Annotated in this window: 29 protein-coding genes and 4 pseudogenes; 9 read left to right on the top strand and 24 right to left on the bottom strand. The window is 51.2% G+C overall.

What is annotated here, in order from left to right; translation table 11 throughout:
• Nucleotides 1–292: 292 nt before the first annotated feature.
• The 4 genes and pseudogenes from K7H94_RS20440 to K7H94_RS23335 all read right to left on the bottom strand — a co-directional run.
• Nucleotides 293–2,275 (bottom strand): autotransporter outer membrane beta-barrel domain-containing protein, encoded by a 1,983-nt coding sequence (locus K7H94_RS20440; RefSeq protein ID WP_420874731.1) that lies wholly within the window; start codon nucleotides 2,273–2,275, stop codon nucleotides 293–295.
• A 798-nt stretch (nucleotides 2,276–3,073) separates the two neighbouring features.
• Complete coding sequence (locus tag K7H94_RS20445) at nucleotides 3,074–3,301, bottom strand: Imm31 family immunity protein (RefSeq protein WP_104187380.1); 228 nt, start codon at nucleotides 3,299–3,301, stop codon at nucleotides 3,074–3,076.
• A gap of 15 nt (nucleotides 3,302–3,316) precedes the next feature.
• Nucleotides 3,317–3,655 (bottom strand): annotated as a pseudogene (locus tag K7H94_RS23050) (polymorphic toxin type 17 domain-containing protein); the annotation flags it as partial.
• Nucleotides 3,656–3,958: 303 nt separating this feature from the next.
• Nucleotides 3,959–4,429, bottom strand: a pseudogene (locus K7H94_RS23335) (VENN motif pre-toxin domain-containing protein); the annotation flags it as partial.
• A gap of 297 nt (nucleotides 4,430–4,726) precedes the next feature.
• Between K7H94_RS23335 and K7H94_RS23055 the strand changes: the two are divergent.
• Nucleotides 4,727–4,828, top strand: a complete 102-nt coding sequence (locus tag K7H94_RS23055) for a type I toxin-antitoxin system SymE family toxin (RefSeq protein ID WP_254919543.1) — start codon at nucleotides 4,727–4,729, stop codon at nucleotides 4,826–4,828.
• Nucleotides 4,829–4,866: 38 nt separating this feature from the next.
• On the opposite strand, the gene K7H94_RS20465 is transcribed toward K7H94_RS23055, so the two are convergent.
• Together K7H94_RS20465 and K7H94_RS20475 are read right to left on the bottom strand one after the other, a co-directional pair.
• On the bottom strand, nucleotides 4,867–5,139 hold the full coding sequence (locus K7H94_RS20465) for a colicin immunity domain-containing protein (RefSeq protein ID WP_141495964.1): 273 nt from the start codon (nucleotides 5,137–5,139) through the stop codon (nucleotides 4,867–4,869).
• Nucleotides 5,140–5,497: 358 nt separating this feature from the next.
• Nucleotides 5,498–5,830, bottom strand: a complete 333-nt coding sequence (locus K7H94_RS20475) for a hypothetical protein (protein ID WP_222952087.1) — start codon at nucleotides 5,828–5,830, stop codon at nucleotides 5,498–5,500.
• Between the two features lie 45 nt (nucleotides 5,831–5,875).
• Here K7H94_RS20475 and K7H94_RS20480 point away from each other — a divergent pair, with 45 nt between their 5' ends.
• A complete protein-coding gene (locus tag K7H94_RS20480) occupies nucleotides 5,876–6,076 on the top strand; it encodes a SymE family type I addiction module toxin (protein ID WP_088517278.1) in 201 nt (66 codons plus the stop codon).
• Nucleotides 6,077–6,146: 70 nt separating this feature from the next.
• Here the strand turns inward: K7H94_RS20480 and K7H94_RS20485 are convergent, their stop codons facing one another.
• The 5 genes from K7H94_RS20485 to K7H94_RS23060 all read right to left on the bottom strand — a co-directional run bounded on the left by K7H94_RS20485 (nucleotide 6,147) and on the right by K7H94_RS23060 (nucleotide 8,317).
• A complete protein-coding gene (locus K7H94_RS20485; RefSeq protein ID WP_141495963.1) occupies nucleotides 6,147–6,386 on the bottom strand; it encodes a hypothetical protein in 240 nt (79 codons plus the stop codon).
• Nucleotides 6,370–6,498, bottom strand: a complete 129-nt coding sequence (locus K7H94_RS23165; RefSeq protein ID WP_276523025.1) for a hypothetical protein — start codon at nucleotides 6,496–6,498, stop codon at nucleotides 6,370–6,372. Before K7H94_RS23165 ends, K7H94_RS20485 begins: the two co-directional genes overlap by 17 nt.
• A 375-nt stretch (nucleotides 6,499–6,873) precedes the next feature.
• Nucleotides 6,874–7,380, bottom strand: a complete 507-nt coding sequence (locus tag K7H94_RS20490) for a hypothetical protein (RefSeq protein ID WP_181444766.1) — start codon at nucleotides 7,378–7,380, stop codon at nucleotides 6,874–6,876.
• Entirely contained in the window at nucleotides 7,377–7,835 is a 459-nt protein-coding gene (locus tag K7H94_RS23170) for a hypothetical protein (RefSeq protein ID WP_276523026.1), read from the bottom strand. Before K7H94_RS23170 ends, K7H94_RS20490 begins: the two co-directional genes overlap by 4 nt.
• Before the next feature lie 38 nt (nucleotides 7,836–7,873).
• A complete protein-coding gene (locus tag K7H94_RS23060; protein ID WP_276523027.1) occupies nucleotides 7,874–8,317 on the bottom strand; it encodes a VENN motif pre-toxin domain-containing protein in 444 nt (147 codons plus the stop codon).
• 276 nt (nucleotides 8,318–8,593) lie between these two features.
• Here K7H94_RS23060 and K7H94_RS20500 point away from each other — a divergent pair, with 276 nt between their 5' ends.
• A complete protein-coding gene (locus K7H94_RS20500; RefSeq protein WP_222952088.1) occupies nucleotides 8,594–8,821 on the top strand; it encodes a SymE family type I addiction module toxin in 228 nt (75 codons plus the stop codon).
• 39 nt (nucleotides 8,822–8,860) lie between these two features.
• Here the strand turns inward: K7H94_RS20500 and imm45 are convergent, their stop codons facing one another.
• The gene (gene imm45 / locus K7H94_RS20505) at nucleotides 8,861–9,172 is read right to left on the bottom strand and encodes an Imm45 family immunity protein (RefSeq protein ID WP_222952395.1); all 312 of its coding nucleotides are present in this window, start codon (nucleotides 9,170–9,172) and stop codon (nucleotides 8,861–8,863) included.
• 404 nt (nucleotides 9,173–9,576) lie between these two features.
• On the opposite strand from imm45, the gene K7H94_RS20510 reads away from it, so the two are divergent.
• Nucleotides 9,577–9,723, top strand: coding sequence for a hypothetical protein (locus K7H94_RS20510; protein WP_222952089.1), 147 nt, complete (start codon nucleotides 9,577–9,579; stop codon nucleotides 9,721–9,723).
• A gap of 101 nt (nucleotides 9,724–9,824) precedes the next feature.
• A complete protein-coding gene (locus K7H94_RS20515; protein ID WP_222952090.1) occupies nucleotides 9,825–10,031 on the top strand; it encodes a SymE family type I addiction module toxin in 207 nt (68 codons plus the stop codon).
• Between the two features lie 61 nt (nucleotides 10,032–10,092).
• On the opposite strand, the gene cdiI is transcribed toward K7H94_RS20515, so the two are convergent.
• The 3 genes from cdiI to K7H94_RS23180 form a co-directional block, all read right to left on the bottom strand.
• A complete protein-coding gene (gene cdiI / locus K7H94_RS20520) occupies nucleotides 10,093–10,524 on the bottom strand; it encodes a toxin-immunity protein system imunity protein CdiI (RefSeq protein ID WP_222952091.1) in 432 nt (143 codons plus the stop codon).
• A gap of 137 nt (nucleotides 10,525–10,661) precedes the next feature.
• Entirely contained in the window at nucleotides 10,662–11,177 is a 516-nt protein-coding gene (locus K7H94_RS23175) for a hypothetical protein (RefSeq protein ID WP_276523030.1), read from the bottom strand.
• Between the two features lie 115 nt (nucleotides 11,178–11,292).
• Nucleotides 11,293–11,382, bottom strand: coding sequence for a VENN motif pre-toxin domain-containing protein (locus tag K7H94_RS23180; protein ID WP_276523028.1), 90 nt, complete (start codon nucleotides 11,380–11,382; stop codon nucleotides 11,293–11,295).
• Between the two features lie 376 nt (nucleotides 11,383–11,758).
• On the opposite strand from K7H94_RS23180, the gene K7H94_RS20530 reads away from it, so the two are divergent.
• Complete coding sequence (locus K7H94_RS20530) at nucleotides 11,759–11,977, top strand: SymE family type I addiction module toxin (RefSeq protein ID WP_245001421.1); 219 nt, start codon at nucleotides 11,759–11,761, stop codon at nucleotides 11,975–11,977.
• 297 nt (nucleotides 11,978–12,274) lie between these two features.
• On the opposite strand, the pseudogene K7H94_RS20535 reads toward K7H94_RS20530, so the two are convergent.
• Nucleotides 12,275–13,072, bottom strand: a pseudogene (locus tag K7H94_RS20535) (VENN motif pre-toxin domain-containing protein); the annotation flags it as partial.
• Nucleotides 13,073–13,401: 329 nt separating this feature from the next.
• On the opposite strand from K7H94_RS20535, the gene K7H94_RS20540 reads away from it, so the two are divergent.
• Nucleotides 13,402–13,617, top strand: coding sequence for a SymE family type I addiction module toxin (locus tag K7H94_RS20540; protein WP_245001423.1), 216 nt, complete (start codon nucleotides 13,402–13,404; stop codon nucleotides 13,615–13,617).
• Nucleotides 13,618–13,949: 332 nt separating this feature from the next.
• Here K7H94_RS20540 and K7H94_RS23065 read toward each other — a convergent pair.
• The 4 genes and pseudogenes from K7H94_RS23065 to K7H94_RS23230 all read right to left on the bottom strand — a co-directional run.
• Nucleotides 13,950–14,754, bottom strand: a pseudogene (locus K7H94_RS23065) (VENN motif pre-toxin domain-containing protein); the annotation flags it as partial.
• Between the two features lie 69 nt (nucleotides 14,755–14,823).
• Nucleotides 14,824–15,180 (bottom strand): immunity 8 family protein, encoded by a 357-nt coding sequence (locus K7H94_RS20550; RefSeq protein WP_222952092.1) that lies wholly within the window; start codon nucleotides 15,178–15,180, stop codon nucleotides 14,824–14,826.
• Entirely contained in the window at nucleotides 15,177–15,470 is a 294-nt protein-coding gene (locus K7H94_RS20555) for a filamentous hemagglutinin (RefSeq protein WP_222952093.1), read from the bottom strand. The genes K7H94_RS20550 and K7H94_RS20555 overlap by 4 nt, the downstream gene beginning before the upstream one ends.
• Nucleotides 15,457–16,134, bottom strand: coding sequence for a VENN motif pre-toxin domain-containing protein (locus tag K7H94_RS23230; protein WP_222952094.1), 678 nt, complete (start codon nucleotides 16,132–16,134; stop codon nucleotides 15,457–15,459). The genes K7H94_RS20555 and K7H94_RS23230 overlap by 14 nt, the downstream gene beginning before the upstream one ends.
• A 388-nt stretch (nucleotides 16,135–16,522) precedes the next feature.
• Between K7H94_RS23230 and K7H94_RS23075 the strand changes: the two genes are divergently transcribed.
• A complete protein-coding gene (locus K7H94_RS23075) occupies nucleotides 16,523–16,624 on the top strand; it encodes a SymE family type I addiction module toxin (RefSeq protein WP_276523032.1) in 102 nt (33 codons plus the stop codon).
• A 39-nt stretch (nucleotides 16,625–16,663) separates the two neighbouring features.
• Here the strand turns inward: K7H94_RS23075 and K7H94_RS20570 are convergent, their stop codons facing one another.
• From K7H94_RS20570 to K7H94_RS20580, 3 genes are all read right to left on the bottom strand, one after another.
• Nucleotides 16,664–16,864 (bottom strand): hypothetical protein, encoded by a 201-nt coding sequence (locus K7H94_RS20570; RefSeq protein WP_222952095.1) that lies wholly within the window; start codon nucleotides 16,862–16,864, stop codon nucleotides 16,664–16,666.
• Between the two features lie 2 nt (nucleotides 16,865–16,866).
• Nucleotides 16,867–18,213, bottom strand: a complete 1,347-nt coding sequence (locus K7H94_RS23235; protein WP_222952096.1) for a VENN motif pre-toxin domain-containing protein — start codon at nucleotides 18,211–18,213, stop codon at nucleotides 16,867–16,869.
• Between the two features lie 101 nt (nucleotides 18,214–18,314).
• Nucleotides 18,315–19,523, bottom strand: coding sequence for a pyridoxal phosphate-dependent aminotransferase (locus K7H94_RS20580; protein ID WP_222952097.1), 1,209 nt, complete (start codon nucleotides 19,521–19,523; stop codon nucleotides 18,315–18,317).
• Between the two features lie 68 nt (nucleotides 19,524–19,591).
• Between K7H94_RS20580 and K7H94_RS20585 the strand changes: the two genes are divergently transcribed.
• Nucleotides 19,592–20,653, top strand: coding sequence for a glutamine amidotransferase-related protein (locus K7H94_RS20585; protein WP_222952098.1), 1,062 nt, complete (start codon nucleotides 19,592–19,594; stop codon nucleotides 20,651–20,653).
• Here the strand turns inward: K7H94_RS20585 and K7H94_RS20590 are convergent.
• Complete coding sequence (locus K7H94_RS20590) at nucleotides 20,616–21,560, bottom strand: dihydrodipicolinate synthase family protein (RefSeq protein ID WP_058775906.1); 945 nt, start codon at nucleotides 21,558–21,560, stop codon at nucleotides 20,616–20,618. The genes K7H94_RS20585 and K7H94_RS20590 overlap by 38 nt on opposite strands.
• Nucleotides 21,561–21,562: the final 2 nt, after the last annotated feature.

The following is a 21,562-nucleotide window of genomic DNA, read 5'->3' on the forward strand; positions in this document are numbered from 1 at the left end:
TAAGTGATTGAAAACTAATATATTGACCTGTACCAGATTATACGGGAGCTTTTCAGCGGCGTGATGTGGCGAGAGAGAATAACGATATGATTCCGGAAGGAAAGCGAAGCGACAAAAATACGTTTTACAGATTTATCGCAGAATAATTGTGGTAATCGCCGGTACGAACGTTCTGATTAATTTGACTTACGAAGAAGAATGGCTTGAATTATCGAAATATTTCCGGCGATCATCAGTTTAATTTTTTACGCGAGATAACGCGCCAGTGAAATTTCCGACTGGCGCGCCGTTATCAAAATGTCGCATTCAGGCCAATATTCCAGCTCACCTGATGATACGCGCTGTTGCCTCCGACCGCAGAAACCCCGGCGAAAGCGTTGACCGTTTCACCCAGCGGCACGCTGGCCCCCAGCGACATATCCAGCCAGTTTTTATCACCGGCGCTGACGCTGCGTACAAAGCCGGTCTGCGTTGACTTCAGCCCGGCGCGCACCGCGTTCTGCGTATCGCCAAACTGGTGGTTATAACTGAGCTGCGCCCACGGATTCACCGGCCACTGTTTGCTGTCGATACGCCAGCCAAGCGCGCCGATTTGCGAATGCAGGGTTTGATCGGAAAAACGCATGGCGGTGCTGCTGTCGCCGTTTTCGCTGTAGCCCCCTGCCCGCACATAATCCAGTGCGTAGCTGGCAACCGGGCCGGTGGAAAGGTGTTCGCCTATTGGCAGGTCCCAGCCGGTTTGCACCCGCAGCCCGAGCATTTTGCCGCTGCTGCTGCCCTGTTCGGTGCGCGTTGCCGGGCCGATATTGATGCGACGTTCGATGCTGTCAAAATCGAGATCGGCATAGTGCACATCCGCATTGATCCAGCCCTGCTCCAGCAGCGTCAGCTGGCTATACAGCGCCAGCAAATTGCCGCGCAGCTTGTAATCATAGTGCGCCGAAGGATGCTGGTGCTGCGCGGTGCTCGACAACAGCAGACCTGCCTGCCAGTTATCCGTGAACTGATAGCCCAATCCCAGCGTCAGGCTGCCGGTATCAGCGTCGCCGTTAAGCAGGCTGTCGCCGCGATAATCAATATGCTGACCGGCATAGCCGCCGAACACGCTAACCTGACCGGCGCTGGCCGGCTGCTGACGCTGCTGCTGTAAATGGCCGTCGAGGGTGTTTTGCATATCACGCGACAGCATCAGCGGCGCCCGTGCCAGTGCCGCCACCTGCGCGGGTGCGTCGAGGATCGATTGAATATAGTCGGCGATCATGGCATGTACCGCCGGGCTGGGATGCAGCCGGTCGGCAAACAGATAGGCCTGCGCGTTGCTGAAACCGGGCGTTGACGAGGTGCATTCGGCGGCAGAGGTGCCAACCGGACAGGCCATCCCCAGCGTATTGCTCAGGCCATAGCGTTGCGGATCGGCAATTACCTCGTTGAACAGGCCGGCGATGTCGGCACGCACAATGTTGCCATTCAGCGCCACCAGCCCGGCTTCTTCCTGCTGGTTATAGCCATCGGAGAGGGCCGTCACCTGCTCGCTGAGCACCTGCCAGGCCGAAAATAGCTGCTGCGCCAGCGCGGCACGCAGCGCCGGGATGGTCGATACCTGTGCGGCAGCCTGATCGAATGCGTCGCGCACCGCCTGCTGGCGCGCAGCCACATCGGGCGTGGCATGGCTGTCCAGTGAGGCAAACGCCGCGACCATCGCCGACTGCGCCGCCGGGCCCAGCACACTCAGCACCGCCTGCACCATGAAAGGCGTGGAGCCAAGCTGCGGCACGTTTGGCACGATTACCGCCCCCGCACCGGCATCCAGCAGGGTTTTGATTTGCGACACCGCCGCGCTGGCGCTGTTGCTGATGGTATCGCGCGCGGTAAGCGGATTAGTCACCGCCGCCGCGATATCGTTAGCGCCCACCCAGTGAATGTACAGTCCGTTGCTATCTGCGCGTCCGCCGGTGGATTGCAGATAAGCAGCCAGCTGGTCTTGCGTATTGAGGCTGGCATCCAGCGCCGGCACGGTAACGCCGCCGCCCTGTGCATAGTTGCTGCCACCGCGCGACGACGGCTGCAGCGTTTGCCCAAACTGTGCAGCGAGGATCTCGTCATACAGTGGATGTTGCGCGCCATCATAAGTAAAGCGCCCGACATTACCGCCATCGCTCAGGCTATCGCCGAAAACCGTCAGGTTATCCCACGCCAGGGCGCTAAACGGCACATACAGGCAACTCAATGTGGCAAACGCGACCGCCGATCGCGTCAGGTTGCGACTCTTCATCATTCACTCCGAATCAGGCCAGAGGTCATGTCTGACCGCTAAAGGTGCCGGCGCGGCAGGATGTCGGCGCGCAGGCTGAAAACCGCTTAAACAGCGGAAAGGACAGTGATAACAAGGATGCTTAAGGTGTAGTCAGGCAGGCGCGCCTTTACCAGGCAGAGAGCGGAAATTTGCGGGGTGGATCGGCACGTCAGGGATTGCGGGCTGATAATCGCAGCGTGAGGAACGGTGCTTTGGGTGACGAAGCGGCGGCGTTAACTGTAGCCGAAATAATTTCGATTGTTGCAGCCCGGTAATCCAGCGCCGACAGAGCTGCTGGAAAGCTTTCAATAGCACCCGAACCAGGAACAGAATTTACCCGAATAACGGGTTTTTCTGCCGCGTCTGAGTAAGCTGGTTATGCATCTTTGTTGAGCACGCATCTGTAAATATCCGCGTTCGCCTGGAACACAAACCTTCATCCTTCATCACTCTATGGTCACTGGTCGATCGGATTGGGATTTCGACCGGACAGAAGATCGAGGTGATCACTACGCCAGGGCGGTTGATTATCCGTTGGCGGCTGAGGGCTGATGCAGGAACAGCGCCTTACAGTCAGATGCGGTGAGGATTTTAGGTCTGACAGGGCTGGAATTGCAGGTGCTGAATGGTGCACTGATACTGACAGCGAAAGAGGAAGCAGCGTTTATTACCGCCGTCAGCACACCGCAGAAGCGGACATGGCGCAACGGTAAGGTCGAATGGCGGGCGGTGTGAAAGGGTAAAAAAAGATCCCGGCCAATAACCGGAATCTGTGTTGGATCAGTAAAAGTCTTCTTGAGTGAGTTGTTTACCTGTCGGAACCACTTCATCTTTATCAAAAGATAAAAGATATTCTTCGTCGTAAAGTTTTATTGAGTATCCGTACAGTACTCCGTCTTCTTCACTTATTCCCATGACTCCGCCTTTCTTACCGACATACTTTTTATTTTTATCTTTGCAACCAGAAGTTATTTCTATCTCCTGATAAAAACCGATTTTACTTTCCATAAATACGCGCCTTACTTATTTATGTGTGATTTTTCCGTCAAGGGACACATTCAAGTGCGATCCATCTCTTGTCGCCCAGCCAGGCTGAGCTTTCCCTTTAGGTGATAATTGAACATCCCATTCGAAGGCTTGCCCTGCGGTCCGGGAGGGGCCTTTCACCCATTCATTACCAAACTTATCGAGATAACCGTTATTTAGTCCTCCTGGTAACGGATTACTGGGAGAGTAATTACCATCAGGAACAAACCTTATTTTCCCTTGAGTCGGAAGCTCTACGTATTTTATACGTCCCTTTGTGGACCAGGACTACGCACCTCCCGCTGTACCGCCGGGGTTAAACGGTGGTTCATCAACATAACTAAGGTTCTTGTCTGCCTTAGCTGCCGGTGACTTGCTGACGGTCGAGGGCTGTTTTATCTCAATACCCTTCATACCCGCCAGCGCAACAGCAATCGCCTGTGCCTGCATGGCTGAATCATATTGTTCAGCCACACTGTCCCAGCTTTGCCCGGACTGCTTTGCTATCGCCGTTATCGCCTGATCACGGCTGATGCCTCCCGCATCCAGCCCCTTCAATACGCTTTCAAGATTTGCAGCGTCCTGCGGGTACAGGTCTTTGTAAATCAGCGAATAAGTAACCCTGTCGCCGTATTTATCCAGCGCCGTCTGAGCCTGGCTGACCAACGTCCCACAGGCCGCGCTGCCTTTATTGCTCTGTGTACATACATCGTGAATAGCCTGGTCACGGGTTTTATCGGTCTGGATGATACCGGACAGCTCCTGCCGCTCGTCAGGCGTGATAGTGCCAGCCTTCTCCTTACGCTCCAGGATGGCTTTTCTTTCGGCTTCCTGCACGCTTAGCCAGTTATTCTCAACCGCATTCTTCCCTGCCTGAGCGCCGGCCAGCGCACTGGCGCTACTGCCACCGGTCACGCCGCCTGCCAGACCTGCAGCCAGGGTACTCAGTGCACTGATGATCTGCTTATCCGACTCCTGCAGGTCACTGACCTGTTTACCCGGATACATCGAATGCATGATCAACTGACCCATCAGCTCTCCGCTGACCGCACCGGTGCGCCTGCTGCCGTGCTGCCGTGCTGCCGCCCGCGATCTTATCACACGAACCATTGCACTGGTGCCACGGCTGGAAAGGCAGATCGATGCGATCCGACAGACGCTAATGGCGAAGCAGAAGTTTATTTCTGAGATGCTGGATAACGTGATGGGTAAACGGATTAGCTAACAGGCGCGGAACTGTGGTGCTCGAATATCCCAGCCCGCTGACCGCAAGCAATTAACGAGGAGCTGGTTATGGCTGGCACTCATCATAAGTCAGAGACCGACACGTCCACATCTAAATCAAGACGTTATACCGTGGGATTTATCCGCGATCACCTGCAGCACAGGCCTTGACCGTCCATTAACCTGCGCGGTCACTGGATGGCTGAGCAGGGGTTTGCGACAGGGCAAAAGGTCGAGATGATCACCACGCCGGGGCAGATGATTATCCGGCTGGCGGCGGACTGATAATGTAAAAATCCCGGCTCAATGGCCGGGATTTCCTTTTAGTTATCTGTATAAGCGGCTATTAGCTTATTTATTTCATACCAAAGTTGATTTTCATTAAATTCATATTCTTCACGATCATTATCTGAGTTATACATATCAGCAATACAAAATACGCTGGATAGTAACTCACTTAAATTATCATCATCCTGTGCAAGTAATTCATTATCACGTTCTGTTTTCCACTTAATCATATAAGTGTCCACAAAGCAGCCAGCTGTTATGTCCCTCGATATAAAACTATCAATGTAGCTCTTAAGTGATTGACTCATCTTAAAACCCCGTTATCCATAAAGTTATCATACTGTTTCGTTTGAGGATCAAGCTTCCATCAACTGACAAAATTACCTGTTTTATCAACCACAATTACATTATTTTTTTGCGGGTTAAAAAATACTTTCGATTCTGGAACTAACAAGTATGTTTCATGTTCATAAGTTCTTGTGTTATCTAAATGTGGCGTGGTATTCGTCAACAGGCCGAAGATGAAGCAGTGACTTAAGTCGTTCCCCGGTGCGCTGAACGACACTGGCAATCTGCCGGTGATCAAGCGCGGGAACGGGCATTGTGGGTAAATTTGACGGCTAAAAAATAAGAAGATCCCGGTTTGAGAGCCGGGCTCATTGATGGCTAATCGTCGTAGCGGAAGTCTACATTTAGTTTCATTTTTTTAACATCCAAAGTCACTTCACATCCATGCCACGCAGGGCGGCCATTGGTCAGATTGTTTTCAATATAATAGTTGCGAAGCTCTACCAGATAATGAAGGATATCTGTATTCGCCCTTCCACCTGCCGTTAACCATTGAGTTTTATCATCATCATCAAGATAATCATATTCATATTCACAATGATCATTTTCCGGTGACAATTCTGCTCGCATAATGATCTTCTTAGCTTTATCGGGAGCGATACTATATAAAACAGTACCGATATCTTTATAAATTTCCTGACCATTCCTCATTATTGCCCTCCCGGTGCATTTATAAAGGTTTTTTCAGTAGTTGATATGGCTGAGCACGATACTAAGCCAGAAGTGAGCATTTCCAAAGCGTTACGCCAGCTTAAGGTCGGATATACCAGTATCCGCCATGAGTGCCGCCTCACCGGCAGAACCACCCGTTACAGCTGTTACCCCAGCCTTAACCTGAAGGGTAACTGGCTTGAAGAGGCGGGGTCACGGACAGCTGATAATCCGGCCGCTGGCTGAGTGACAGATGAAAACTCCCGGGTTTTTAGGACCGGGATTTCTGAGGTTATGCAGGTTTGGAGGGCGGAGATTAACGGGCTTTACGCTCATCTATTTTGGCAAAAAGCCATGATCTAAAAGCTGCGGCTGTTCCTGCAATGATACTCGCAATCAGAATATATTTAATATCTGACTGTTCAACAGCAATTCTATGGCTAATGATTAGCTGAACAGCTATCAGCGCCAAAGAGAAAAAAACTAAGCAGCAAAAGACCATATATACAATACTTATAAGCAACAACCATATTGTAGGCTTATTTTTTCTTATCATTTTTATAAACCTCATCCTCAACAGTGTTATTTATAAACTCTCCACCTACTGAACCAATAATATCATCAAAAACTTTAGCAGTCCCGTTGAACAGTGGAATGATGTCAATCATATCTACTGGCCGCAGACCGTGGCGCTTCTCATTTTCCTTACTCAGCGCATTATTCTCAACAACAACTTTCTCTGACGCGGATTACAGAGGCGAGGCCGATTTTTCCCGTTACTTTCCGTTCATTACCGTCGTTTTTGCCTGCCGCACTTCCGGTGCAACAACTTTTTGCCCCGACGCGCCTTTTTAGCCTGAACACGCTACCTCCCCCGTTGAAGAACCCACCCACCGGGTAAATTGCCTGCAGCTATTCAACATAATGCAGGGTTATGCACAGTTCAGGAGGACGAACCACGCATAATCAGCGTTATGTCTGGCGCCCTTCAGAAGCCTGCGATGGTGCAGGCTGAGAGTCAGGAGAAACAGAAGGTTAAGAGATTAACTGTCGGGAAGGCTGTTTTTAAATATAGATGAAACATCAATGTAATTAATTTTCTCGTCTCGCTCATATTCCATTGGCAAAGAATCAAAAACCTTAATTTCATCCCCAAGATTAATGATTATTAAAGTAAGTCCTTCATCAAAAGCTAACTTTGCCCCAGTCACTTTTTGTTCAATTTCAGAATAAATCACGTTAAATCGTAAGAGTGTTTTTCCAATAATTTTCTGAAAAGAATATAAATTTGACAAATCCATAATTATCTCTTTGCCATACTCTCCGAGATCATTTTCCTGCATTGGCGAATCAGTTAGTTCAAGTGAAGCCCCATCCAGTCCGCACCTGAACACAACACTTTTATTTTCATTAAAAAAAACAAGCTGAAGTTGTTGCGGCGCTCCTAAATCTGGAATGTCATAAACATATATCAGACCATTGACATTTTGAAGTTTTTGTCCAACTATATTACGTAACAGCTCTTGATACCCCTCCCCAAAAAGCATCATTGTAGTGCCCCCTTCAGTGCATTTTTTACAGAGGTGTTATTTAACACACCATCTTTAAGGATAGTAATAAAACTACCATCTGGTTTAGTAACAACAACATCATTTCCTTTTATTCTGAAGAATACATCACCACGACTGGCACCTGCTCCAGCACCTTGCCCTGCAATTTTCCCTGCAACAACTTTATCTGGATTAGAGCCTATATCATTTATGATATTTAAAACACGTTCTCGATCAGCCGCATTTGATGCATTCCCACCAAAATCTTCAACATGTTTACCCAGTTTTTTCCCAACCTGTGCATTAGTTACCGAGAACTTGGCACTAGCACCAACACCAGAAGTTGGAACGGATATTTTCCCTGGACCAGGAGGATATTCAGTAATTTCATCACTGGCCTTGTTGAGCAGCTTAGATGCTTCAATGAGATCGCCCTTAGCCAGAGCTTTTTCCACATTTTTCAGAATACCGGAAGCAATGCGCTCTCCCGGGATCACTGAGGCAGCAGCAAGAAGATATCCAGTGCCGATTGTACCTCTGCTAGGCTTTTGATGGTCCCGACCACCGGCATAAAATCTGCGCCCGTTGACAGAATATCTTTCAGTTCTTCCTGACGTTGAGTGTACATCTTCACCGAGCAAGAGTCCGCACTTAATCCTGCATAGTTCTCCTTCTTGTAGCGTTCGTTCTCAGCCTCAACGTACTCACTGGCTTTCTGCTCCAGCGTCTTGCCTTCAGACTGCGCCTGAGCAATATCACCCAGCGAGTTATTCTCAACCACATTCTTCCCTGCCTGAGCGCCGGCCAGCGCACTGGCGCTACTGCCGCCGGTCACGCCGCCTGCCAGACCTGCAGCCAGGGTACTCAGTGCACTGATGATCTGCTTATCCGACTCCTGCAGGTCACTGACCTGTTTACCCGGATACGTCGAATGCATGATCAGCTGCCCATCAGCTCTCCGCTGACCGCACCGGTGCGCCTGCTGCCGCGCTGTTGCCTGCTACCCGCGAGCTTATCACTCTAACCACTGCACGGTGCCACGGCTGGAAAGGCAGATCGATGCGATCAGGCAACTGCTAATGACGAAGCAGTAGTTTGTGGCTGAGATGCTGGACGATGGGATTGGTTAAAAAGAGTAGATATCAGGCGCGGAGCTGAGGAGCGCCAACACCCCAACCCGCTAACCACAACCAACTATACGAGGTAGTTAATCATGGCTGAGCACGATACTAAGTCAGAAGTAAGCATTTCCAGAGCTTTACGGCAGCTTAAGGTCGGATATACCAGTATCCGCCATGAGTGCCGCCGTACCGGCAGTGACCTGCTGCCCAGCCTTAACCTGAAGGGTAACTGGATTGAAAAGGCGGGGTTTACGACCGGTGCGCCGGTGACGGTCGCCGTGGAGCACGGGCAGCTGATAATACGGTCGCTGGCTGAGTGACAGGCAAAAAAATCCCGCCTGTTAAGGCGGGTTCGTTGTTTATTTAATAGGAGTTGCTACATATTCACCAAGGATATAAACATCTTCAATATTACATTCTGGATATATACATTTAGCCCAATTGGTAATAACCCATTCTGTACTTAATGCTCTACCTTCGATTGACGCGCTTTCGACTGGTAAAGATATTAAAATCAATCCAGCTTTGTGACCAGAAGATACGACTAAGCCGTGAGTTTCAAATAAATCTATGACCATAAAATCAACCCATTCTTCATATGGCCAAACAGCAGGCAGCCTAAAGACCGTTCCCCTCTTGATTGATTTGTTTTTATAATCAATAAGTTTCATCATTTCACCTTCAAGTCATGGCCGCCTGACTTATCGATGCTATTAGGGATTGTTTGTACCTGCAACCCTGCCATTACCATTTTTATTAACCACCTTTCATTGCCCAACCGGGGTTTACCAATAACCCGTGAACGCTGCACAACTTGCTTGTGCGGCGGGCGCGGGTTGGACGGAGCGCGAACCGGCAGGGGTCGCATGCAGAGGGTTAAGCAGGGAGGCCCCCGGCGGGGGCCGCACGGGGCGGAGATGGCGAATGACTCATGCCCGGCTGGCCGAGTTACTGGAGGTTGACCGCCGGGTTTACAACCGCTGGGAACGGGGGGCATCGGTTCCCAGCTTGACGCCGTGGTCAGGATTGCGCAGGTATACAGACCAGCCTTGATTCGCTGCTTGGACTGGAACCCATGACGCCGCCGCAGATACATAACCCGCGTTTACAGGCGCTGGTGACGCAGATGGATTCGTTATCGGATGAAGATCAGCAGGCGCTGATCGTCCTGATGGACAGCCTGCTTAAGCGTTTGAAGATGACGCAGTTATTGACGTCGTAGAAGGGATTTACTACAGAATAGACGATTTTTATCAGCGCAGGGCTGCCGGGCTGGCACCCGATAACTCTGCTCACCACAACAACTAGTTAGGAGTAGTTATTATGTCTAAACGCGATTTTAAGTCAGAACCCCGCGCAACTGAAGTAAAAGAATCCCAACGGCATTACACCGTCGGCTACGTCCCCACTGGCATGAAGGGCAACCCGCCGCCGCAACTCACGCTGAAGGGCCGCTGGTTGGAAGATCTCGGCTTTAACACCGACCAGCCCGTTATCGTCACCGTCGAGCGTGGGCGGCTGGTGATTTAGGCGGAGATTAGGATCTAACCGGAAAAAAAAGACGATCCCGGCGCAAGGGCCAGGATCGTCTTTACTGCATTAGTGTCACTCTACATAGTTGATCATTCTGATTAAACTGAATATGCAGTGTATGACTTTCTGTTTTGTATTTTATCCAACGATTGACATATCCCAACAACATATCCATTTTTCCACCTCCAGATCCCGAAGGAGTTCCCAAAGCCTGAATAATCTCTGACTCACGACTATTAACAGGTAAAGGCAGTTCCCCTGTATAGGCAGAAAATCCTTCATCGGATTGTATATACAAACTAATTTGATTTACCAGGTCATCTTCTAGTAAAAATAAAACACCCGAATTAAAAAAAGAGTAATAACTTCGATCACCTAATACGCCTTCTTCAAAAACAGGTAATTCATTAATTTTTTGAGGAAGATAAATAAACTCATTACTCGCCTTCGAGCCCCCTAGCATTTCAACAAGATTATTCCATGCCAACATTATTTAATGACCCCAATTTGCCGATTTCTGTCAATAATTTTCTTTACAGTATCATCAACTAGAGCCGGCTTATATCTACGCTCTATCGTATTGGTTCTCAAGGCATCAGTATCACGATACACGGCACCGCACAGATCTTACGCATCTTGCTGAACTTGAGCTGCCGTGTTTTTCCCACCATAAGTAGGCCTAGCCCGATAAACATCTTTAGGGACTTCTACAGCAGTAGCATTTTGATATAAAGTCTTTTCTTCCGCTGGAGTCAATTTCCTACCTAACTCATTTCCCTTTGCTGTTCTCCGAGCAGCAAAAGAGGGAATATGGTCATGCTCTAAACTATCACCCATTACAGCACGATCTTTAAGCTCTTTATATGAACCAACATCTAACGGCTTAATTGCCTTAATATCATCACTGGCCTTATTGATCAGCTTCGAGGCTTCAGCAACTTCCACTTTCTTCAGCGCTGTCTCAGCCGCTTTAGTGGCCTTGCCCGCCACACCCCCTGCGCCCGGTATCAACCCTACCGCTGCGGCAAGATAGTCCAGCACACTCTGCGCTTCCGCAAAGCTCTTGATATCACCCACCACCGGCACAAAATCTGCACCGGCGGCAAGGGTTTCTTTCAGCGATTCACGCCGCTCGTCGTACATCTTCACCGAGCAGGCTTCCGCGCTTAATCAGGCACAGTTCTCCTTCTTGTAGCGTTCGTTCTCAGCCTCAATACTCACTGGCTTTTTGCTCCAGCGTCTTGCCTTCAGACTGCGCCTACGCAATATTACCCAGCGAGTTATTCTCAACCGCATTCTTCCCTGCCTGAGCGTCGGCCAGCGCACCGGCGCTACTGCCGCCGGTCACGCCGCCTGCCAGGCCTGCAGTCAGGGTACTCAGTGCACATGATCTGCTTATCCGACTCCTGCAGGTCGCTGACCTTTTTACCCGGATACATCGAATGTATGATCAACTGACCCATCAGCTCTCCGCTGACCGCCCCCGTCGCGCCTGTTACCGCGCTGTTTCCTGCCGCCCGCGATCTTATCACACGAACCATTGCACTGGTGCCACGGCTGGAAAGGCAGATCGATGCGAGCCGGCAGATGCCAATGACGAAGCAGAAGTTTATTTCTGGGATGCTGGATAACGTGATGGCTAAACGGAGCAACTTACAGGCGCGGAACTGAGGTGCTCGAATACCCCAGCCCGCTGACCGCAAGCAATTAACAAGGAGCTGGTTATGGCTGGCACGCATCATAAGCCAGAGACCGACACGCCCACAACTAAATCAAGACGTTACACCGTGGGATATGTCCGGAATCAGAGGAAGTTCACGCTTTCACCGTCTATTATCCTGAAGGGCCACTGGATGGCGGCACTGGGATTTGAGACCGGGCAGAAGATCGAGGTGCTCACTGAGCCGGGACAGTTGATTATCCGCCTGGCTGCTGAAGGATAACTGACTGATAAAAAAGGAATCCCGGCTCACTGGCCGGGATTTCTTGTTGAAATCAATTAGGATCTGATGGGGGAGATTTTCGCGTATTGAACTTGTCTATCAGATTAAAAACTATTGTAGCTAATGTAATCGCTGTTCCTGCAATAGATCCAAAAACAATAGCTCTCTTTAGCTGTCCATCGGGAATTAGAAAATATCCATTTTTAATATATATAATGACCGATGCTCCAGCCCCTAAAATAAAACAAATCAGTATACAAAAAACACAAGAGTAAATTAGTAATTTGATATATGCGATCATTTTTTCTCCTCCTTTTCTTTTTCAGAAAATTTTTGTGGAGTTGGTGTATTTAAGAGATTTTGTGTATATCCACCTAAAAATTCTGTCCCGAGCGAGCCTACAGCATCAAATATGAAGCCAGGTGCATCCTTTCCTGTTAACGAATTAACAACCCCTGGTGCATATTCACCAAATCCCCATCCCAATCCAGCGCTACCTGCGGCGACACCAATCGCCCCAATATCAGCTCCATTACTCAATGCCGCACCAGTCGTAGCTATTCCTACGTTCTGCAATAGTCCACGTCCCGGAGCCAGTGCGCCGGTTACAGCCGCAGAAGCACTGCCCCAGTAGTCCCAGGTTGTTTGCTGATTTTCAGGCAGGCTTTGATTCTTCTCACTGTTGATATCAAACCACTGATACGTACCATTAGCCATTGCCGCCATGACTGCACCACCGACTACTTTACCTACCGATGCAGCCGGACCTAAATAAGCTGCTCCTGCTATCAACACGCCGTCCTTATATCCATTCACGATAACCTTGGTTATATTCGCGCCGTCAGGCAAATCACCCTGCCTCAGTTTATCCAATCCTGCCTGTTTCTGCTCTGGTGTAAGGTTATGTTCCTGTGAATACTGATTCCATGACTGCGCAGCGGAGCCTGAACTGGTCATACCCGTACCCAAACTCAGCGCATTATTCTCAACCGCATTCTTCCCTGCCTGAGCGCCGGCCAGCGCACTGGCGCTACTGCCACCGGTCACGCCGCCTGCCAGACCTGCAGCCAGGGTACTCAGTGCACTGATGATCTGCTTATCCGACTCCTACAGGTCACTGACCTGTTTACCCGGATACATCGAATGCATGATCAACTGACCCATCAGCTCTCCGCTGACCGCACCCGTCGCGCCTCCTGCCGCGCTGTTTCCTGCTGCCCGCGAGCTTATCACACTAACCACTGAACGGGTGTCTCGGCCGGAAAGGCAGATCGATGCGATCCGACAGACGCTAATGGCGAAGCAGAAGTTATTTCTGAGATGCTGGATAACGTGATGGGTAAACGGATTAGCTAACAGGCGCGGAATTGAGGTGCTCGAATATCCCAGCCCGCTGACCGCAAGCAATTAACGAGGAGCTGGTTATGGCTGGCACCCATCATAAGTCAGAGGCCGACACGCCCACAACTAAATCAAGACGTTATACCGTGGGATATATCCGCGATCACCTGAAGCACCGACCTTCACCGTCGATCACTCTGCGCGGCCACTGGATGGCCGAGCTGGGATTTGCTACCGGGCAGAAGATCGCTGTGATCACTGAACCGGGGCAGATGATTATCCGGCTGGCGGCGGACTGATAATGTAAAAATCCCGGCTCGCTGGCCGGGATTGTATTAATTAGTAATCAGAGTGATATGTGACTTTGTATGTGTTTCCTAATTCTCTTTTAAGATACTCGGCTAATTTATACCCATCATCAATAAATAACTTTTCTTCTTTTTCACTTTTAAAACTGGATGATGCAGGATCATCTACATTAAGAATATCATCATATCGTTTAGCCCATTCATTCAGGCTATTTTCAGCTCCAGTGATATTGGTAATTCCTCAGGTGATATATCACTAAAGTCGCCCGAATCACCTCCCCATAATGGATGACAATGATAGTCAGCCATTAATTTTATCTCTTTCATTTTACCGAGCCTCGCAATTTAGCCCCTACGACGTAGCCGTTGTTCCGTACAGTGATAGCAATATAGTACTTCTTACCATTTATCATGGTTTAACAGATGGGCCTGCCAATCCCAGGACCTTGATAACCAACAACTTTACCATCAGTGACAGCATTCATTATTATATCAGGAATACATGCTTCTGATACACCTATTTGAGCAAATTGGCTCCCATGCTGTTCCACAATATGTTGTAATCCTGCTTTTGAATTTTTTTCAAGAATAATAAATTTTCCGCCATTGTCCTTTTCTGCACTAACAACATTTTCAGGTGTAACTTTAATTCCTTGTGTGGTCATCTCATTAAACAAAGATCTAGTTGTCAAACTATTCTTCGCAATTATGACGAGGTCTTTACCCAACATTATCAAAGAAGTTACAGCAGCCTGATTTTCAGGATCGGATATAAACGCCGCAAAAGTCGTCCAGCCAGGGCTGTTTACATCTATATTTCTCAGATCCTGTCCATTCCATTGCTGAACATAGGCTTTGACTTCATCGCTTGTCATTACCTCAACGCCAGAAAGCTTTCCTACCCAGCCAGGACGCGCCGCCATATCAATGCCGCCCTGCGCCAGTTCTTTATCAACAACTACAGCTTCCAGCGGATTATCTTTCAGTTTCTGATCGGTGTCTGCGCTTTGCTTATCGCTGACCTGCTTCCATTTATCAATCACTGGCTGGCAGTCGCTGCCGGATTTCCGGCAGTCTGACAGACTCTTTATCAAAGCTGAGCGCCTGACTGGCATTCAGCGCATAGTTGATCATCCGGCTGGCGGTGGAGTAAGTGGCAGGTAAAAATATCCCGGCTCAGTGGCCGGGATATTTTGGTTAATCATTCAAGGTCTGGTAATCTTCATATTCCCAGGAAAAGACGCGGGAGAGCTTTTGCGCTATATCCATCCAGTCTTCACCTTCACACTGATCGATGTAGTCTGTGATCGTCTTTTTGATTTCATCCAGATCGTATTTACGCACCAGAAGCGTGTGGCGCATTAACTCCGGCAGCCAATGATGTTTGCAGAGCCATTCGGGGGTGCAGACTTTTACATAAAAATAATTGCTACCAGTTTCATCGATAGGTCCAATTGTTAACGTTAATGACATAATGAAATTATCTGCTTCTTCTGGAAGATAAAGTTTCAGATCAAATAAATCATTTCCTAGCGTTTTCAATTCAGCTTTCATTTTTTAAAACTCATATGCCCATTACCAATACGTATCCTTTCACCAGTTGATGGGTTTATTTGGTAGATTTCGAAGTTGGCTTGCACTCCTGTTGGATTCAAATGCTCTGGAGCATTTGGCTTCGAATCAGGATAACGGTATATCCTTAAACCATCAGCACTAACCAGACCTTTTCCGTCCGTTGTTGGTATAGCCCCATCTCCTACCCAGATTTTACCTAATCGATCTGCTTCGTCTCTGCTTCCAGAACCAACACCATAATTCAGTTTTCCATTATCACCCCCTGACAACGGCGTCCAACCTCGGATCCTGCTTAGCGATATTGTTCAGGTTCTGCTGCATCAGATCGTCTTTCAGCTTCGGATAGGCTGCTGCGTTATAAGCAGAGACCTCATCACTGGCCTTATTAATCAGCCGTGGAGCTTCAACCACATCCCCTTTCTTCAGCGCCGTTTCCGCAGCCTTAATCGCCTTACCTGCCACATCCCCTGCACCCGGTATTATCCCGATAACTGCTGCCAGATAATCCAGCGCCGTCTGCGCTTCCGCAAAACTCTTAATGTCACCGACAACCGGCACAAAATCCAGTCCGGCCAGACCCGCACCTCTCAGCAATTCATCACGATGCGCATCCATTTCAGCACCGCAGGCTTCGGCATTCATTCCGGCACAGTTTTGAGCCTTGTATTCCTCAGTAACCTTCACCAACGAATCCTGCGCTTTCTGATATTTCTCCTGCTGCGATATTCCTGAGGCTTTGTTCTCAGCAATATCACTCAGCGCATTATTCTCCACCGCATTCTTCCCTGCCTGAGCGCCGGCCAGCGCACTGGCGCTACTGCCGCCGGTCACGCCGCATGCCAGACCTGCAGCCAGGGTACTCAGTGCACTGACGATCTGCTTATCCGACTCCTGAAGGTCGCTGACCTGTTTACCCGGATACATTGAATGCATGATCAGCGGCCCATCAACTCTCCGCTGACCGTACCCGTCGCGCCTGCTGCCGCGCTGTTTCCTGCCGCCCGCGATTTTATAACACTAGCCACTGCACGGTGCCACGGCCGGAAAGGCAGATCGATGCGATCCTACAGACGCCAATGACGAAGCAGAAGTTTATTTCTGAGATGCTGGATAACGTGATGGGTAAACGGAGTAGCTAACAGGCGCGGAACTGAGGTGCTCGAATACCCCAGCCCGCTGACCGCAAGCAATTAACGATGGGCTGGTTATGGCTGGCACGGATCATAAGTCAGAGGCCGACACGTCCACAGCTCAATCAAGACGTTATACCGTGGGATATATATGCGATCACCTGAAGCACCGGCCTTAACCATCGATCACCCTGCGCGGCCACTGGATGGCTGTGCTGGGATTTGCGACCGGGCAGAAGATCGAGGTGATAACCACGCCGGATCAGATGATCATTCGCCTGGCGGTTGACTGATAATGTAAAAATCCCGGCTTAATGGCCGGGATTTGGTCATTAAGAGATCATTTGATCTAATATGTTTCCAATCTTACTTAACAAGGCTGCAACCTCATTTCTATCAGAGCCTATTCTTGTTTCAAACTCAGCAATATCAATACCATTACAGATTTCATTCAACGCTGAATTTAATATCAGCAACTCTTCTTCTGTTATATTAATTTTTGCACTTTTCATCGTGACAGATAATAGTTCCATATTTACCTCAAGCTATCAAAGTAGGCTCTGCCGTTAACTGGTCTGAATGCAGTACCACCATCGCCAGGTTTGGGGTTTCGTATAACAACGGTGTTTGTAGATTGATCCCAATAAGCTGACCTTCCGCCACTTAGCTCTTTGACAGAAGTTGGATTTTTTACAACGTTCTCAATGTGTTGAGCAAACTGTTCTTTCGTCTTTATTCCCAGATTAGCGAATTCATTTTGCTGAATAACATGCTTTTCGAAAGCATGTCCATCGGCTATCTCTTTTCCCGTTAACTCGGCATTAAGATTTTTACTATTTGCAGCACTATGAGCCTCATTATTCCGCGCATTTTCCTCATCCTGTGGCTCCCAACCGCCAGGCGTTCCGGACCCCGTTCCACCCAATTCGGCTTTATCAGCATCCGAAAAATCTTTGCCAATATTTGGTTGGTTCTGTTCTTCGCCATTTTCCGAAGAACAAGCTCGTCCGAAGGAGCACTGCGTTGCCTTGTCCAGCGCATCACCCAGATCTTTAATTGTACCTTCAAGACCTGAAGCTATTTTCTTATCTGCATCCTGTTTAACCTGGTCGCCGGGACCAACAGGCACACCCGGAACAGGAACTGGAGGCGCAGGGATAGTCAGCGCATTATTCTCAACCGCATTCTTCCCTGCCTGAGCGCCGGCCAGCGCACTGGCGCTGCTGCCGCCGGTCACGCCGCCTGCCAGACCCGCAGCCAGGGTACTCAGTGCACTGATGACCTGCTTATCCGACTCCTGCAGGTCACTGACCTGTTTACCCGGATACATCGAATGCATGATCAACTGACCCATCAGCTCTCCGCTGACCGCACCGGTCGCGCCTGCTGCCGCGCTGTTGCCTGCCGCCCACGATGTTACCGCACCTACCACTGCATGAGCCATCGCTTTTGCGGCCTGATTGTCGGCGGTATATTTGTGTATCTGCTCGGCCAGATACGGTGCCGCCGCGCCGCTGGCTGCCTGCGCTAGATTGCCACCCGCCAAACCCTGAATTGCCGCAGTCGCCGCCTGAATCCCCTTCTGGATATCGCTGCCGGTGCCCCAGAGTGCCATGGCCTTCTTATAATCACTGCTGTTTTCCAGCGCTTCCTGATACGCTTTCTTTTCAGCCGCAGGAGCGTCGGCATCCGGCTGGTTTATGTTGTTTTTTGCCAGTTCCTTCTTACCTGCTTCCGTCGCCTCAATCTGCCCCTGCGTCCGGGCGATATCAGCAACCTGGCTGCCTGGTTCACCGATCAGCTGAGCCGTCTGCAGGCGTTTCTGCTCCTTCTCTTTGTCGAAAATCGGGCTGATGCAGTCATTAGCGTGCTCGCTGGCCATTTTTCTTTTAAACTGCCACCTGCCTCACCCGATCGCCATTGCTGGCGATCGGGAGGATGCATGCCAGCATCCGATCGCGTATCAATCCCTCATGGCGGACATCAGCGCAGTTTTAACACCGCAGATTTCAGCCGCGCGCAGGCCTGCTCCAGCAACGCATCGTCAACCGCGTAGGCAATGCGTAAATAACCCGGCATGCCAAACGCCGATCCATGCAACACCGCAACCTGTGCGTCCTGCAACAGCCAGCTGGCCAGCGCGCTGTCGTCCTCCAGCCGTTCTCCCTGCGGCGTCACGCATCCCAGTAACTTTTGGCAGTTGGCAAAAATATAGAATGCTCCCTGCGGCGCCCGGGCGCTGAGGCCGTTGCTGGTGGCGATCATTGTCAGCACCTGCTGACGTCGCCGATCAAGCGTAGCAAGCCAGCCTGCCAGAAATTCGGCTGGTTGCTGCAACGCGACAACCGCTGCTGCCTGCGAGATGCTGCTGGGATTAGAGGTACTCTGCGACTGCAAAATCTGCATCGCGTTAATCAGCCATGCCGGACCGGCAGCATAGCCGAGCCGCCAGCCGGTCATGGCATGGCTTTTTGAGACACCGTTAACTGTCAGCGTGCGGTCAGCCAACTGCGGAGCCGCCGCGGCAAAAGTGCTGAATGGCGTGGCGTCGTAGCGTAACGGCTCGTAAATATCATCCGCCATGATTAACACCTGGGGATGATCGGTCAGCACCTTAGCCAGCGCCTGTAGCTCCTGCGCACTGTAAACCGCACCGGTCGGGTTACCCGGTGAGTTCAGAATCACCCAACGCGTTGCCGGCGTCAGCGCGGCAGCCAGTTGTGGCGGCTGCAGCTTCCAGTCGTGCTGTTCGTCACAGGCCACGATCACCGGTTCGCCTTCTGCGAGCGTCACCATATCCGGGTAGGAAACCCAGTAAGGGGCAGGAATGATCACCTGCTGGCCAGCATCCAGCGTAGCCAGCAGTGCGTTGAAAATCAGCTGCTTGGCACCGCTGCCGGCAATGATCTGCTCAGCGGTAAAATGCAGTTGGTTATCACGGGCAAACTTGGCGGCAATCGCTGTTTTGAGTTCGCGCGTACCGGAAACGGCGGTGTATTTGGTTTGCTGCTGCACAATGGCGGCAATACCGGCATAGCTGATGCTGTCCGGCGTGGCAAAATCGAGTTCTCCCTCGCCGAGGTTGATTATCGCCTTGCCGGCGGCTTCCAGCGCACGCACCCGATCGGAAATCGCGGCGGTTGGAGATGGACGGACGCGCTGCATGCGACGAGCCAGTAGCTGACTATTCATAAATCCTCTTTTGTATATCCTGAATCAACTAATACAATTAATCACCCTATCCCAGCAGGAAGAGTGCCGTGTTACCTATTTTCATTGTTGATGATGCCCGCGTTCCGGCGCGCTTTGGGCTGCTTGCCAGCCTGTATGCCAATCAGCTGGCATTACCGTTATGGAGCCTGCGCCCGGATTTCTCCGGCGATTTCCCCGATAGCCATCAGCATGTCGCGGCGGCAGGTTACTGCGTCACCAGCGGGCTGTATCGGAGCGATACACTGCAGCATGAAGTCCGCGATGTAACCCTGCTGCCTGCGAACGAAGCCGTAATCGTCGTGGCGCAGGCGGATGTAGCGCGCATTGCTCATCTGCGAGGACAGCGCCTCAAGGCGCTTTCCCGTGAGACAACAATGCGGCTGCAGGCTGGCAGCGACACCCTGCTGCAACATACCCTGACTTCACCGACCCCCGGCCGCCATGCGCTGCGTATTGGTCTGATAGCGCGCGAGCACGATCAGCGTGACAGCTATCCGGCCACTCTCGATGCGCTTTACGCCGCAGCCCGGGCGCTGGCGCTCGATGTGGATATTCACTTTTTCGCTCCCGCCGCACTGACAAACGAGCTGCCCGAACTCGACGAGGTGCACGGCATTCTGCTACCGGGAGGTGCCTCGATGGCAGCGGTGCGCGGTCAAATCGCCGTGGCGCACGCCAGTCGGCAACGCAACATTCCCACGCTGGGCCTGTGCCTCGGCATGCAGAGCATGTGCACGGCTGCGTTACAACGTCACCCAGAGCTCAGTCAGGCCATGCTGGCAGAAGTGGCACCGCAGGCCGCGGTGCACAGCTTTATTGCTTTTGCCGATGGTCGCCATCGCTGTGGCCTGCTGCCATACCCGGCCGCAGAGCCGTTTAACCTTATGCATTACAACCATCGCTATCGCTTTAATCCGCAACTGCTGCCGCCACTGCTGGCAAGCGGTGTGCAAGTTACCGCCCAGACTGATGACATCATCGAAGGCATTGCGCTGGCCGATCACCGTTTCTGGCAGGGGGTACAGGGGCATCCGGAGCTACAGTCGCGCCCGGATGCACCGCACCCGCTGTTTACGGCCTTTCTGCAGGCGCTGGTGACGCCAGCGTAACCCCGCTGCGTCCGTCGCTGGCCAGCCGTTGCATCACGCTGGTCAGCGCGACCAGCGCGTCTGGCGAGATCGGCTGCAGCGGTGCGCGCACCGTGCCGCCATTGAAACCGCGCAGCGCCATTGCCGCTTTCACCAGTTGCGGCTGGCCGTGCTGGCGTGCCAGCGTGCGATAGTCAAACCACAGCTGGTGCAGATCGCGCGCGGTGGCGGCATCGCCCTGTTCCAGCGCACGATAGCAGGCAAGGATGAGCTCCGGCAGCGCGCCGCTGTTGGTGGTACTGATGCCATCGAATCCGGCCATCATCGGGCCGGCAAAGGCCAGATCGGAGGCACAAAATAGACGCAGTTTGCCGCGCAGGCGGTTGGCAATCTGATCGATGGCGGTTGGATTCAGATCGCCCTGTTTGATGCCTACCACACCCGGTATCATCGCCAGTTGCTCCAGCAGTGCCGGTGACAGGGTGATACCAATGCCCGGCGCGTTGTAAACCAGAATGCCGGTTTTCGACAGCGGTGCCATCTCAGCAAAATAGGCAAGAATTTGCGCGTCGGTAATTTCGCTGACAAAAGGCGCGGTGACCATCGGCAAACCGCCCAGATCCCCGGCCAGCTGCGTCAGCTCGCGGGCATCACGCGGGTCTGCGCTGGCGCTGCACAGCATCACCGCCACGCGATCCTGCACGCAGTCCATCACGGCGTGAAACAGCGCACGGCGTTCTGGCACTGACATCACCGGAAACTCGCCATAAGTGCCGCCAATTAACAGGCCGTCGTAGCCAAGGCCGATGACGCGTTCGATATTTTCGCGCAGGGCGCCGAAGTCAATGTCGCCGCTGGCGCTGAAGGGCGTCACGGTAATGTTAAAGATACCGCGCAGGCGTTCACGGCATTCGCTGATGTCTTTCATCG

Source organism: Pantoea dispersa, assembly GCF_019890955.1.
Classification (GTDB): domain Bacteria; phylum Pseudomonadota; class Gammaproteobacteria; order Enterobacterales; family Enterobacteriaceae; genus Pantoea; species Pantoea dispersa.

What these genes read in the sequence shown, in the direction of transcription:
- K7H94_RS20440 (WP_420874731.1), bottom strand. Translation starts at nt 2,275, where the DNA reads ATGATGAAGAGTCGCAACCTGACGCGATCGGCGGTCGCGTTTGCCACA.
- K7H94_RS20445 (WP_104187380.1), bottom strand. Translation starts at nt 3,301, where the DNA reads ATGGAAAGTAAAATCGGTTTTTATCAGGAGATAGAAATAACTTCTGGT.
- K7H94_RS20465 (WP_141495964.1), bottom strand. Translation starts at nt 5,139, where the DNA reads ATGAGTCAATCACTTAAGAGCTACATTGATAGTTTTATATCGAGGGAC.
- K7H94_RS20475 (WP_222952087.1), bottom strand. Translation starts at nt 5,830, where the DNA reads ATGAGGAATGGTCAGGAAATTTATAAAGATATCGGTACTGTTTTATAT.
- K7H94_RS20480 (WP_088517278.1), top strand. Translation starts at nt 5,876, where the DNA reads ATGGCTGAGCACGATACTAAGCCAGAAGTGAGCATTTCCAAAGCGTTA.
- K7H94_RS20485 (WP_141495963.1), bottom strand. Translation starts at nt 6,386, where the DNA reads ATGATAAGAAAAAATAAGCCTACAATATGGTTGTTGCTTATAAGTATT.
- K7H94_RS23165 (WP_276523025.1), bottom strand. Translation starts at nt 6,498, where the DNA reads ATGATTGACATCATTCCACTGTTCAACGGGACTGCTAAAGTTTTTGAT.
- K7H94_RS20490 (WP_181444766.1), bottom strand. Translation starts at nt 7,380, where the DNA reads ATGATGCTTTTTGGGGAGGGGTATCAAGAGCTGTTACGTAATATAGTT.
- K7H94_RS23060 (WP_276523027.1), bottom strand. Translation starts at nt 8,317, where the DNA reads ATGCATTCGACGTATCCGGGTAAACAGGTCAGTGACCTGCAGGAGTCG.
- K7H94_RS20500 (WP_222952088.1), top strand. Translation starts at nt 8,594, where the DNA reads ATGGCTGAGCACGATACTAAGTCAGAAGTAAGCATTTCCAGAGCTTTA.
- imm45 (WP_222952395.1), bottom strand. Translation starts at nt 9,172, where the DNA reads ATGAAACTTATTGATTATAAAAACAAATCAATCAAGAGGGGAACGGTC.
- K7H94_RS20510 (WP_222952089.1), top strand. Translation starts at nt 9,577, where the DNA reads ATGACGCCGCCGCAGATACATAACCCGCGTTTACAGGCGCTGGTGACG.
- K7H94_RS20515 (WP_222952090.1), top strand. Translation starts at nt 9,825, where the DNA reads ATGTCTAAACGCGATTTTAAGTCAGAACCCCGCGCAACTGAAGTAAAA.
- cdiI (WP_222952091.1), bottom strand. Translation starts at nt 10,524, where the DNA reads ATGTTGGCATGGAATAATCTTGTTGAAATGCTAGGGGGCTCGAAGGCG.
- K7H94_RS23175 (WP_276523030.1), bottom strand. Translation starts at nt 11,177, where the DNA reads ATGTACGACGAGCGGCGTGAATCGCTGAAAGAAACCCTTGCCGCCGGT.
- K7H94_RS20530 (WP_245001421.1), top strand. Translation starts at nt 11,759, where the DNA reads ATGGCTGGCACGCATCATAAGCCAGAGACCGACACGCCCACAACTAAA.
- K7H94_RS20540 (WP_245001423.1), top strand. Translation starts at nt 13,402, where the DNA reads ATGGCTGGCACCCATCATAAGTCAGAGGCCGACACGCCCACAACTAAA.
- K7H94_RS20550 (WP_222952092.1), bottom strand. Translation starts at nt 15,180, where the DNA reads ATGAAAGCTGAATTGAAAACGCTAGGAAATGATTTATTTGATCTGAAA.
- K7H94_RS23230 (WP_222952094.1), bottom strand. Translation starts at nt 16,134, where the DNA reads ATGCATTCAATGTATCCGGGTAAACAGGTCAGCGACCTTCAGGAGTCG.
- K7H94_RS20570 (WP_222952095.1), bottom strand. Translation starts at nt 16,864, where the DNA reads ATGGAACTATTATCTGTCACGATGAAAAGTGCAAAAATTAATATAACA.
- K7H94_RS23235 (WP_222952096.1), bottom strand. Translation starts at nt 18,213, where the DNA reads ATGGCCAGCGAGCACGCTAATGACTGCATCAGCCCGATTTTCGACAAA.
- K7H94_RS20580 (WP_222952097.1), bottom strand. Translation starts at nt 19,523, where the DNA reads ATGAATAGTCAGCTACTGGCTCGTCGCATGCAGCGCGTCCGTCCATCT.
- K7H94_RS20590 (WP_058775906.1), bottom strand. Translation starts at nt 21,560, where the DNA reads ATGAAAGACATCAGCGAATGCCGTGAACGCCTGCGCGGTATCTTTAAC.